The sequence below is a fragment of the Myxococcus dinghuensis genome (assembly GCF_024198235.1).
Taxonomy (GTDB): Bacteria; Myxococcota; Myxococcia; order Myxococcales; family Myxococcaceae; genus Myxococcus; species Myxococcus dinghuensis.
Genome location: NZ_JAKCFB010000028.1, coordinates 48117 through 60191 on the forward strand (window position 1 = coordinate 48117; position 12075 = coordinate 60191).

The 12075-nt window shown below is 71.8% G+C and carries 7 protein-coding genes; 2 read left to right on the forward strand and 5 right to left on the reverse strand.

The window, feature by feature from the left end; genetic code table 11:
* Nucleotides 1-106: 106 nt before the first annotated feature.
* Nucleotides 107-2956 (reverse strand): Ig-like domain-containing protein, encoded by a 2850-nt coding sequence (locus LZ198_RS29425; protein ID WP_253975419.1) that lies wholly within the window; start codon nucleotides 2954-2956, stop codon nucleotides 107-109.
* Nucleotides 2957-3247: 291 nt separating this feature from the next.
* A complete protein-coding gene (locus tag LZ198_RS29430; protein WP_253975420.1) occupies nucleotides 3248-4207 on the reverse strand; it encodes an ornithine cyclodeaminase family protein in 960 nt (319 codons plus the stop codon).
* Nucleotides 4208-4273: 66 nt separating this feature from the next.
* Between LZ198_RS29430 and LZ198_RS29435 the strand changes: the two genes are divergently transcribed.
* A complete protein-coding gene (locus LZ198_RS29435) occupies nucleotides 4274-5224 on the forward strand; it encodes a DUF1152 domain-containing protein (RefSeq protein ID WP_253975421.1) in 951 nt (316 codons plus the stop codon).
* A gap of 77 nt (nucleotides 5225-5301) precedes the next feature.
* Nucleotides 5302-9210: a protein kinase domain-containing protein gene (locus tag LZ198_RS29440; protein ID WP_253975422.1), complete on the forward strand. Its 3909-nt coding sequence runs from the start codon at nucleotides 5302-5304 to the stop codon at nucleotides 9208-9210.
* A gap of 16 nt (nucleotides 9211-9226) precedes the next feature.
* On the opposite strand, the gene LZ198_RS29445 is transcribed toward LZ198_RS29440, so the two are convergent.
* The 3 genes from LZ198_RS29445 to LZ198_RS29455 all read right to left on the reverse strand — a co-directional run bounded on the left by LZ198_RS29445 (nucleotide 9227) and on the right by LZ198_RS29455 (nucleotide 11961).
* Nucleotides 9227-9751 (reverse strand): hypothetical protein, encoded by a 525-nt coding sequence (locus LZ198_RS29445; RefSeq protein WP_253975423.1) that lies wholly within the window; start codon nucleotides 9749-9751, stop codon nucleotides 9227-9229.
* A 100-nt stretch (nucleotides 9752-9851) separates the two neighbouring features.
* Complete coding sequence (locus tag LZ198_RS29450) at nucleotides 9852-11501, reverse strand: sigma 54-interacting transcriptional regulator (protein ID WP_253975424.1); 1650 nt, start codon at nucleotides 11499-11501, stop codon at nucleotides 9852-9854.
* 64 nt (nucleotides 11502-11565) lie between these two features.
* A complete protein-coding gene (locus LZ198_RS29455; RefSeq protein ID WP_253975425.1) occupies nucleotides 11566-11961 on the reverse strand; it encodes a hypothetical protein in 396 nt (131 codons plus the stop codon).
* Nucleotides 11962-12075 lie beyond the last annotated feature (114 nt).

Sequence of the window (12075 nt, forward strand, 5' to 3'; positions counted from 1 at the left end):
CGGCCGCGCGAACCCCACGCTACGTCGCGGGCCGCGAATCCGGCCCGCGACACCTCCGGCGGACCGGGGTGGCCCCATGACGCGGCCACCCCGGAGCCGGAAGGCATCAGTTGCTGACGAAGAAGTTGAAGCTCTGGACGGTGAAGTTGCCCACGCCGTCCGTCATCCACACGTCGACGGTGTGCGCGCCGTTGAGCAGCTCGCGGGTGTCGAGCGACGCGGTGTACGTGCCGTCCGCCTGCAGCGTGCCGGCGCGGATGCCGGACATGTCACGGCTGAAGCCGATGTTGTTCAGCGGCCCGAAGTTGTCCGTGACGCGCGCGCGCAGGGTGATGGTGCCGCTCACCGTGGCGCCCACGGCGGGGGTCACCATCGTCGCGCTGGGCGCCTGCGTGTCGTAGTTGATGCGGCGCGTGGTGGTGGTGGAGACGCCCGTCTCGGAGGTGGTGACGATGGAGAGGTTGTTGACGCCCGGGGTGAGCGTCAGCGCCGTCTGCACCGCGCCGCCGCCGCGCGGCAACTGGAAGGGCGCGCCGCTGTTGATGCGCACCGTGGTCGCGGACAGCGACTGCACGTTGATGGTGTAGTTGAGCGAGTGGCCCGGCAGCGGGCCGAAGAGCTGGTTGTCACCCGGGTTGGTGCTCACCACCGGCGTGCCGGGGTCCACCCACAGGAAGACGAGCTTCTCCGTCACGTTGAAGGCGCTGTCGGTGGCGCGCACCAGGATGACCTGGTCGCCGTAGTTCACCGGCACCGTGTGCTCCACCGTGCCGTTGCCGAACTCGAGGATGGACGAGGCCACCCACTGCGTCTCCACGCGCACCGGCGTGGTGTCCTGCACGGACGACGTCACCTGCACCTGGAGCGAGCCGAGCGCCGCGCCGTTGACCGGCGCCAGGATGGTGAGCACCGGCGGCACGCGGTCCACCGTGAGGTTCACCTGCTTGGTGGTGACGCCGCCGAAGCTGTCGCGCGCCGTCATCTGGATGATGTTCGGGCCCTCGGAGAGGGTGATGGTGGTGAAGATGAGGCCGCCGTTGCCCGGCGTCAGGACGATGGGGTCCCCGCCATTGATGATGAACGCGGCGTAGATGACGGTGGCGCCCGGCGCGCGCGGCGTGGCGTAGCCCCAGATGTCGAGCGTCGTCTCGCGGGTGAACGCCGGCGGGTTGCCGATGGTCACCATGGGCGTCAGGTGCGGGAACGGGTCGATGATGACGGTGCGCGAGTCGGTGCTGCCCAGCAGGTTGGCCATGGGCGGCGGGCGCTCGATGCCGGAGTACACCGCGCGGAAGTCCTGCGTGCCCGTCACGGTCCAGGCGTCGGTGGGCGGAATCCAGGAGAAGGTGAACAGGCCGTCGCCGTCCACGTCCGCGTCCGCGCCCACGGGCACGCCCGCCACGAAGAAGGTGACCACGCCGTTGGTGGGGCCGACGACGGGGTTGTTGTTCGCGTCGCGCACGCGCGCCGACAGCGTGTTGCCCAGGCCGATGGTGATGTGCGCGTTGACCGCGGGCGCCTGGATGGTGGTGACCGTGGCCAGGCCCGTGACGGGCGGCAGCGGCGGGGTGTACGCGTTGACGCGGGCGGCGCCGGACACGCCGGGCGCGCCACCGGAGGCCGCGGTGAGCGTGATTTCACCCGTGAGCGCGGGCAGCAGGTTGGGGGGCGCCAGCACGGTGACGGTGACGTTGCCCTCGCCGCCGGCGGGCAGGAACAGGCTCACCGGGTTGGGGAAGGACGCCCAGCCGGGCATGCCGCCGGAGGTGCTCAGCGTGTACGTGTCCGCCTGGTAGCCGTGGTTCTTCACGCGGAAGGTGAAGGTGACCTGCTGCGCGGTCGCGCTGCCGATGACCAGCTCCTTGCGGTTCTCGCCCACCACGGTGACCTGCACGCTGAAGTCGCCGAAGCACGACAGGCCCAGCGACGCGAAGGTGGTGGGGATGTCGAACGTCGCGGAGCCCGTGCGCCAGCTTCCGTCCGCGGACTGGCGCGTCTTCAGCCACTCGATGCTGCTGCGCACGCGCGTGTCCGTGGCGGGCTCGCGGCCGGCCAGGCACAGCGCGTAGATGGCGCTGCCCGTCGCCACGTCGTTGGCGGCGGCGTTGGCCAGGTCACCCCAGCCCGGGTTGCCCGGCGAGGTGCGCGCGAGCAGCCGGTTCGCCAGCGTGGTGATGGCGGCGGTGTTCTCCCCGCTGGGGCCGGGGCCCGCGGCCTTCAGGCCCACCACGGCCCAGGCCACCTGGAAGGTGTAGGGCATGCCGTTGCCGGTGGCGGTGGTGTCGTTGTTGTCCAGGTTGGCGCGCAGGTACGCCGCGGCGCGGTCCAGCGCCGTCTGGTACTGCGCGGCGCGCGCCGGGTCCACGCGCTGCTTGGCCTGCGACAGGCCCGTCATGATGCGCGCGGTGGTGGGCACGCTGCCGTGGTCCACCGGGAAGCTGGCGTGGTCGGACGCCCACCGGCCGCTGGCCTCCTGGTTGGCCACGGCCCAGTTGGCCGCCGCCACCAGCGAGCTGCTGTACTGCGTGGACACGTTCTGGTCGTACCCGGCCAGGCCGAACGTCGCGTACGACGTCTTCTCGTTGCGGAACGTGTTGTTGTCGTGGATCCACGAGCCGTTGGCCAGCTGCTGCGCCTTGATGCGCGCGCCCAGGTACTCCAGGTTGGCCGCGTTCGACTGGCCGTTGCTGGAGACGGCGTTCATGTCGTAGCCGTTGGCGCGCGCCGCGGCCAGGCCGAACGCCGAAGCGCCGGCGCGGTGGCACGCCACGCAGCCGTTCTCCGCCGTCCACGTGGCCACGTCGCCACTGAGGAAGTTGATGGCGCGCTGGGTGGCCTGGGTATTGGTCTGCGTCTGCGCCGACGCCGGCGAAGACAGGACGGACACCAGCAGCGCCATCACCGCCGCGAGGGCGGAATGCCGCGGCCAGTGCCGGGTCTGGGTGGGACGAAGCATGGAACTCCCTTGGGTGGATGCAGGCGCCCTTCATGGGCGTGCTCGCGACACCTCCGGGGACTCGTCGGGATGCAAGACGGCCCTCTTGGGCCGGGGAAATCCAGGGTTCCCGGTCCGAAAGGGTGTTTCCACGTGATGAAAAGCGTCCCCCCAGGCAGCGCGTGGAGATGAAATACTCCGATCTCATTGAAACTGTCCAGTAGCCGAAATTCGGACAGATTCAGTGATAACGGGGTTTTATGTGACCCCCACGCGCGTGACGCGTCCGTTGCGGCTGGAAGCGGGGATGGCTCATCCGCCGACGATGTCGAGTGTCTGTCCAACACTCTGGGCGCGAGCCCTGTCGTACAGGGCGCGCGCGAGTGCGAGGTCCTGCACGGCGAGTCCGGTCGAATCGAAGACGGTGACCTCGTTGCCCGTGCGGCCGGGCTGGAGGCCGGCGACGACCTCGCCGAGCGTGCCGGCAATCTGGTCCGCGCGCAGCAGCCCGTCGTGGAGGGGGACGTTGACCTCGCCGGAGTGGTGGGCCTGTTCGGTGTCGTCGATGAAGACGCGGCCCTCGGTGAGGATGCGCGCGTCCAGCTCCTGCTTGCCGGGGGCGTCCGCGCCCATGGCGTTGATGTGGGCGCCGGCCGTGAGCCACTCGCGCTTCACGACGGGGGTGCGCGAGGGGGTGGAGGTGCAGACGATGTCCGCGCCGGAGGCCTCCTGGAGGCTGACGACGCGGCCGCCCTTCTCGGCCTGGAGGGCCTTGGCGGCGGCCTCGGAGGTGTCGGCGAGGAGCAGCTCCAGCTCGCCGTAGATGGCGCGGTGCGCGTCGATGAGGACGCGGGCCTGGACGCCGCAGCCGACGAGGCCGAGCGTGCGCGGCTGGGGCCGGGCGAGGAACCGGGAGGCGACGCCGCCGGCGCAGCCGGTGCGCCACGCGGTGAGCAGGGTGCCGTCGAGGATGGCCAGGGGCGAGGCGGTGTCCGGGTCGCTGAGGATGTAGAGCGCGCGGACGGTGGGCAGCTGGTGCTTCTTGGGGTTCTGGGGATGGGCGTTGACCCACTTCACGCCCGCGGCGCCGTCCAGGTAGGCGGGCATTGCGCGGAAGTCGCCGTCGTACTTGGGGAGGGACAGGTAGACCTTGGGCGGCATGAGCGACTCGCCGCGGCCGTGGGCGCGGAAGGCGCGCTCGACGGCCTCCAGGCCGAGGTCGACGGTGTAGAGGCCGCGCATGTCGCGGGCGGTCAGGATGAGGGTGGGCATGGCGACGCTATATACCCGGATGGCCGGGTGCCGCCGTGTCCCGGCGTCGTGTGAAAGGACTGCAGCGTGGACTTGTCTACGTCCCCCTTGTTCGAGCGGCTCGCGCCGGCTCGCCATGTGCTCATCGCCGGAGGAGGTGGTGGCTTCGACGTGTTCAGCGGCCTGCCGCTGTACTTCCGGCTGCGTGAGCAGGGGAAGAAGGTGTCGCTGGCCAACCTGAGCTTCACGGACCTGGGGCGGGTGGACGCGGAGCCGGTGGCGCCGGGCGTGGTGCGTGTGGACGCGACGACGGCGGGGCCCGCGAACTACTTCCCGGAGGGACTCTTGTCCCAGTGGTTCGCGTCTCGTGGCGAGCAGGTGCCGGTGTATTGCCTCGAGCGCACGGGGATGGCGCCGGTGCGCAAGGCCTACGCGGCGCTGCGCGCGCTCCTGGACTTCGACACGGTGGTGTTGGTGGACGGTGGCACGGACATCCTGATGCGTGGGGACGAGGCGGGGCTGGGCACGCCGCACGAGGACATCGCGAGCCTGGGCGCGGTGCATTCGTTGAAGGTGCGCGACAAGCTGGTGGTGTGCCTGGGGTTCGGCGTGGACCGGTACCATGGCGTGTGCCACGCGCACTTCCTGGAGTCCGTCGCGGCGCTGAGCCAGGCGGGGGCGTACCTGGGCGTCACGGCGCTGTTGGAGCCCATGCCGGAGGCGGCGCTGTTCAAGGAAGCGGTGACGTACGTGTGCCAGCGGATGCCGCACGCGCCCAGCATCGTGTCGCTGTCGGTGGTGTCGGCGCTGGAGGGGGCATATGGCGACGTGCACCGCACGGAGCGCACGCGGGGCAGCACGCTGTGGATCAACCCGTTGATGAGCATGTACTGGGCCTTCGACCTGGGGGCGGTGGCGCGGCGGTGCCTGTACCTGGATGCGCTGCGGGACACGAAGACGCACTGGGAGATGGACGCGGTCATCGAGCTGTTCCGCCAGGAGCTGCGCATCCGTCCGTGGCAGGACATCCCGGTGTGAGGCGGGGTGGGGTTCCGGTGGGGCCGGGGGGCTGGCTACGCTCCGTGCGTGGCTGACGTGGAGAGGAGCGCCCCTCGTTGAGCGAGCAAGACGAGAACGAGCTGCGTCACGCGCTGGCCGAAGGGCTGGTGTCCCGCGAGGAGGCGCAGGCGCTTCGCGAGGACGCGGCGCGCATGGGGCTCCGTCCGCTCGACTTGCTGCGCGCGCGGGGGCGGTTGTCCGAAGACACGTATGTGTCGGCGCTCCGGTTGTTGAGGCCGGGGGACGCGGTGATGTCCCCTCCCGAGGTGGATGTGCACCGGGGCGCGCGTGGGGTGGGCGTGACGGAGGAGGGGGCCGCTCGTGCCAGCGCGAAAGCCCGACGCGAGCAGAAGCCCGGCGCGCCGCCTCGCGAGGCTTCTCCGGCGCAGGAGCCGGATGAAGTCGATAACGCCGACGCGAAAGCCCGACGCAGGCAAGCGTCCGGCGCGTCGCCTCGCGAGGCTGCTCCGGCGCAAGCGACGGACGAAGTCGATAACGCCGACGCGAAGCTCCAACGTGGGCGGGAGCCCGGCACTCTGCCTCGCGAGGCTGCTCCGGCGCAAGCGACGGACGAAGTCGATAACGCCGACGCGAAGCTCCAGCGTGGGCGGGAGCCCGGCACTCTGCCTCGCGAGGCGTCTCCGGACCACGAGACAGGTGTCGTGCGTCCACCCCCGGTATCGGACGCGGGCGAGGCCGCCACCGCCGAACCTCCGTTCCCCGTCCCAGGTTGGGAGCGCTACCAGCCGGTGCGCTTCCTCGGGCAGGGGGGCATGGGGCGCGTGTTCCTCACGTGGGACCCAGGTCTGCGTCGTCACGTGGCGCTCAAGTTCGTGCGCGGCGACGAGCCGGAGTTGAGCCGGCGCTTCGTCGCCGAGGCCCGCGCGCAGGCCCGGGTGGCGCACCCGCGTGTCTGCGAGGTGTACGAGGTGGGCGAGGTCCAGGGGCGCGCCTTCATCGCCATGCGCTACGTGGACGGGGTGTCGCTCGGGGCGCTGGCCGCCTCGCTCAGCCTGGAGCAGAAGGTCCTCCTGGTTCGCGAGGCGGCGGAGGGCGTACACGCCGCCCACCGCGCGGGGCTCGTCCATCGCGACATCAAGCCCGCCAACATCCTCGTGGAGCGTTCAGCGGAGGGCGTGCTGTCACCCTTCGTCATGGACTTCGGTCTGGCGCGCGACTGGAAGGAGGGCGTCACGGCCACCGGCACGGTGCTCGGGACGCCTCACTACATGTCGCCCGAGCAGGCCCGAGGTGAGGTGGCCCGGCTGGACCGACGCGCGGATGTCTACAGCCTCGGCGCCACGCTCTATGCCCTGCTCACCGGACAGCCTCCGATTCCCGGAGGCAATGGCCTGGAGGTGCTCGGCAACATCGCCACGGTGGAGCCCCGGCCGCCGCGCGCTCTCGACCGCGACATCCCCGTGGACCTGGAGGCCATCACCCTCAAGTGCCTCGAGAAGGACCGCTCCGCGCGCTACGGCTCTGCGAGGGAGCTGGCGGAGGACCTCTCGCGCTTCCTCGACGGCGCGCCCGTGCTCGCGCGCACCGGGTTCGGCTACCGCGCGCGCAGGTGGCTGCGGCGGCACCGTCGTCCCGTGGTCGTGGGCACGGCGGGGTTGCTCGTGGTGGGGCTCGCGATGGGGCAGGCCGTCCACGCGCGTCGCGAGGTCGCCGCGCGCGAGGCCCTCGCTCGGCGCTTCACCGAGCAGGTGGAGCGAATGGACGCGCAGGCCCGTCTGTCCGGCGCGGCACCTCGTCACGACCTGCGCGAGGACCGTGAGTCCTTGCGCGCGCGCATGCGCGACATCGAGGCAGCCATGCGCGAGGTGGGCCCGGAGGCGGAGGGGCCTGGCCAGTACGCCCTGGGCCGAGGCTTCCTCGCGTTGGATGACGTGGACGCGGCGAGAGGACATCTGGAGGTGGCGTGGCGCGCGGGTGACACATCGCCTCGCGTCGCGTATGCGCTGGGCCTCTCGCTGGGGCAGCTCTACCAGCGAGAGCGACTGGTCGCGGAGCGACAGCGGGACGCGAAGGCGCGCGACGCTCATCTCGCAGAGGTGGTCCGGCTCTACCGGGACCCGGCTCGGGATTTCCTCCGCCGGGTCGGGCACGCGGAAGTGTCCGACCCGGAGTACGTCGCCGCGCTGCTCGACTTCCTGGAGGACCGACCCGAGGAGGCGCGAGCGAGGCTGACCGCCCTGAAGACACGGCGTCCCTGGTTCCACGAGGCGCCGCTGTTGCTCGGCGACATCCTGGTGGCGCGAGGCGCTCGCCGCTGGAACACCGGGGACCGAGAAGGGGCGCTCGTGGACCTCGACGCGGGACGCGCCGCGTATGCCCAGGCGACGGACGTGGGCCGCAGCGTGCCCGCCGTGTACCGGGCGCTGGCGCGCCTGGAGGCCTGGGCGTCGCTCATCGCCCTCTATGGCCAGGGCGACGCGGAGGCGCCCCTGGAGCGCGGCATGCGGGCCGTGGCCATGGCGCTCGAGTTGTCCTCGGACGACGCGGAGGCGCTCGAACTCCAGGCGGGCTTCCTCCGTCGTCAGGCGGAGCACCGGTCCCGACGGGGAAGCGAGGTCTCGTCACTGTTGGAACAGGCGATGGCGTCGGTGGACCGCGCGCTGCTGCTGGCGCCCGACATGCCCCGCCTCCACCACGAGCGCGCCGTCATCGCGTCGCAGGCCGCCCGGCACCGGCAGGAGGAGGGGCTGAATCCACGCGACCTGTTGCTCGAGGCCGAGAAGTCCTTCGCGCGCGTCCCCGAGGACGCCCGTGACTACGACTTCCACTCGGACTCCGGGCAGGTCTTCCGCATCGGGGCCGACCACGAGGAGGGCACCGGTGGTGAATCGCTCGCGCTCCGGGGGCGCGCCATCGAGGCCAGTGAGCGGGCCATCGCGCTGGATGCCACCCGGTTGGAGGGCTGGCTCAACCTGGGCACCGACCTGCTGTCCCGCGCCGGGCATCCCCAGGCACCGGAAGCGGACGCGGACCTGACGCGCGCGGTGGAGGCGCTGGAGCGCGCCCGCTCCATCAACCCGGGCCACGTCGCGGCGTGGTTCTACCTGGGCGAGGCGCACCTGGCGCGGGGGGCGAGGCTGCGGGACTCGGGGGAGGATCCGCGCCCGGTGCTGGAGGCGGCGCTGGCCGCCTATCGTCAGGGGCTCGCGCTGAATCCGGCGCTGCCTCCGCTCCACAACGGCGTGGGGACGGCGTTGTTCGAGCAGGCGAAGGCGAACTGGGAGCGAGGCGTATCCCCCGAACCGCTGCTGACGTCCGCGCTCCAGTCCTTCCGGGAGGCCGCCCGCATCGCGCCGGCGCAGGGCTTCGCGCAGAACAACCTGGGCGAGGTCCACGCGTGGCATGCGAGCGTGCTCGTGGTGCAAGGCGAGTCTCCGAGCGCGGAGGTGCGAGCGGCCCGGACCGCCCTGGAGGAGGCGCTGGTGCACATCCCTGGCCTGGCGCAGCCCTGGGTGAACCTGTCGGCCGCGCTCCTCGCGGAGGCGGAGGCCGTGGCGGCGCGGACGGGGACGCCCGGCCCCACGCTGGCCGAGGCCCTCCGCCACGCCCTCCATGCGGACTCCCTGAATCCGAACTCCGCGCAGGTCTGGCACCTGTTGGGGGACCTCCACGCGCTCCGGGCGCTCACCTCCCGGGAGACACGTCCAGAGGTCTTCGGTGAGGCGATGACCGCCTATCGCCGGGCGATGGAGCTGGAGCCCGCCCAGCCCGAGCATCCCCTGGCGATTGCGCGCCTCCTGCTGAAGTGGGGGAAGCGCCAGGCTCCGGAGAAGACCGAGGAGACGTGGCGGCGCGGGCTGGACTTCGCGGACATGGCGCTGTCACGGCGAGCGGCCTGGCCCCGCGCACGGGCTGTCCGAGCGGCCCTCTTCCTGGAGCTGAACGGACCGTTCGAGGACCGCTCCAGTCACCGCGAGCCCGCCGGAGGCCCTCCAATGCGATGACACGGACGCCCATCCGTCAGCGGCGTGCCTCGTGCGGGTCGGGGACCTTGGTGACGACGTCGAGGTTGCCGCGGATGGTCTCCTCGTCCTGCTCGGAGCAGTCCGCCTCCTTGCAGCCCTGCGAGCAGTCCCCGTCCTTGTTCGTGCAGACGCTGAGGCAGTACATGCCCGAGGGGAGGCCCAGGTCCTGCCAGTTGCCGTTGCTCGCGATGCTCCCGGTGAGCGTGGTGCCTCCATCCGCGAGGTGCTGGACGGCGCGCAGGTCGACGCACAGGCCCTTGTCCACCAGCGAGTTCAGCGCGAGGCCCTGTCCCGAGCACATCGTCCAGCCCTTCTTGCCGGGCGCGGGGCTGAAGTGCTTGCCCTGGTCGTCGGCGTTGACGGACAGGTCCAGGCAGGTGCCCGCGTCACCTGGACAGGTCCCCACCGCGCAGGGGTCGTCCTGCGCGACCTCGGCGGCTGGCGTCTCGCGCACCCGCGTCGCACAGGCCACCGCGCCCGCCACGAGCAACATCCCCACGACCCTGATTCCATTCCGCATGTGCACACCCTCCGAACGGCTCGAATGACCCTCGGGGTAGAGCACGGCTCGTGCCACGCGAGCATCCGCGCACGCACCCGTGGGACCCGATGCCCGCGTGCTACTCGCGAGGCGTCAGCCCCAGCTCCTTCAGCCGCCGCCCGAGCGCGCGCCGTGACACCTCGAGCTGGCGGGACATGGCCTCCAGGTCGCCCGCGTGGACCTCGAAGGCGCGCGCAATCTCCTCCGGGCTCAGGTCGCCCGCGGTGCGCAGGTGGGGGCTCCTCTCGATGAGGTCGTAGAGCGACGGTCGCGGAATCCCCAGCGCGTCCGCGGAGGCCTTCAAGTCCCAGTCGTTGGCGCGCAGCGCGGCGAGCAGCTCCTGCTCCGTCACCTGCGAGGCCTTGCGTCGGGGCGTCGGACCACCGTGCGTCTCGGTCCCGTGCTCGGCGACGGAGGTCGTGACGGGGCTCGTGGGCGTGGCGCCGGACACGGGCTGCCCCGGTGGGCCCGCGGCCACGGCCAGCTCCTGCTCGAGTCGGGGCTCCGCGTGCAGTCGGGGCTGTCCCCGGCTGCCGATGACCAGCTGCCGCGCCAGGTTGCGCAGTTGGCGGACGTTGCCGGGCCACCCGAAGCGCACGAGGCGCACCGCGAGCGACGCGGGCAACCAGGGCTCCGCCCAGGCGTCGTCGTTGTCCAGGTGGTGGGCCTCGCCCAGGGCGGACAGCTCCTCGCGGGCGAAGTGGAAGAAGAGGCGGCCGATGTCCTCCCGTCGCTCGCGCAGGGGCGGGACGCGCAGGTCGTAGCCCGCGAGCCGGTGCAGCAGTGGCGCCCGGAAGCGCTCGTCGCGGATGCGCTCCTCGAGGTCCGCGTCCGTCGCGGCCAGCAGCCGCACGTCCACCTTCACGGGCGCGGTGCCTCCGACGGGGTACACCTCCGCCGTCTCCAGCACGCGCAGCAGCATGACCTGCACCTCGGGCGGCGCCTCGCCGACCTCGTCGAGGAACAACGTGCCGCCGTGCGCGGCGCGGAAGAAGCCCTCGCGGCTCTGCGTGGCGCCCGTGTACGCGCCCTTCTGTGAACCGAACAGCTCCGCGGCGGCGAGCTCCTTGGGGATGGCGCCCAGGTTGACGCTGACGAAGGGGCCGGCGCGGCGCCGGCTGCGCTGGTGGATGGCCTGGGCCACGCGCTCCTTGCCCGTGCCCGTCTCGCCCCGGATGAGCACGGACACGTCGAGGTCCGCCACGCGCTCGAGGTGTTGTCGCAGGCGCCGCACGGCGGTGCTCTCGCCCACCATGCCCAGCGCGTCGTGCGTGGGGGTCGTCGCGTCCGGCTCCAGCGTGTGCAGCAGCACCACCACGCGCTCGCCCAGTTCGAGGGGCACGCCGGAGACCACCTCGTCCTCCGACAACTCCCAGACGCCCTGGAGCGCCGAGCCCGCGACGGAGACCTGCGTGCCCCCGTCGGTGTTCGCCAGTCGCACCGCGCCGGGCCGCGAACCCTGGGAGAGCACCAGGGGCTTGCGGCTGATGAACGGGTCGTTCAGGGGTTGGCCCAGCGCGGCGCCGGGGCGGGTGAAGTCCGGCCCGTTGCGCGACAGGGCCACCTCGCGGCCCGCGGGCAGCGCGTCGAGCATCAGCCGTTCCCCCACGCGCCGGGGCAGCGGATGGGAGATGACGGTCAGGGCCGGGACGAGGCGAGGCCCCTGGGGGCCCCCCGTCCGCTTCGGCGGCACGGCGGCGGTGGAGACATCGGCGAGCGAGGGGGACATGGCGAGCCTGTCGGCGACTCTAGTCCAGCCCGGAGCGCGGGACGGTGTCCCCACCGTCGAGCGCTCAGCCTGCGCTGATGAACCACGAGGCGGAGAGGTTCCAGCCGCTCAGCGAGCCGGACTCCTTCGCGGTCAGCCCCGGGCTCGTCTGCCAGTTGATGTTGTTGGGGCCCACGGAGGGGATGGTCCACTGGAGGGTGAAGGTGGTGTCGTTCACCGCGACGGCCTTGTAGGTGACGGAGCCCGCGGAGGGGTTGCTGAAGTCCCCGGGGCTGCTGAACTGGCCGGACTGGCCCGAGGCGATGACGCTCGGCGGGGGGATGGACCACTGCTCGTCGGTGGAGGAGTTGACCAGCACCAGGTCCCCCGACGTCTGGTTGACGAGGGTGGCGGTGAGGCTCTCCGTGTCCTGCGGGGCCTTCGTCTGCTGGGTGGGCTTGTCGAGGGAAACGTTCGGCATGGTGGGCTCCTCGGGTACGGGGGTTCGGTGCGAGGCCTGGATGGCCTCGCGCGTCGTCGGAGGGTCAGTGCAGCGAGCGTGCCGTGAGGGAACCTCCTGGGTCTCCGAGGGGGA

Coding starts and splice junctions, on each gene's coding strand:
- LZ198_RS29450 (WP_253975424.1), bottom strand. CDS start 11,501: ATGTCCCCCTCGCTCGCCGATGTCTCCACCGCCGCCGTGCCGCCGAAG.
- LZ198_RS29455 (WP_253975425.1), bottom strand. CDS start 11,961: ATGCCGAACGTTTCCCTCGACAAGCCCACCCAGCAGACGAAGGCCCCG.
- LZ198_RS29445 (WP_253975423.1), bottom strand. CDS start 9,751: ATGCGGAATGGAATCAGGGTCGTGGGGATGTTGCTCGTGGCGGGCGCG.
- LZ198_RS29425 (WP_253975419.1), bottom strand. CDS start 2,956: ATGCTTCGTCCCACCCAGACCCGGCACTGGCCGCGGCATTCCGCCCTC.
- LZ198_RS29430 (WP_253975420.1), bottom strand. CDS start 4,207: ATGCCCACCCTCATCCTGACCGCCCGCGACATGCGCGGCCTCTACACC.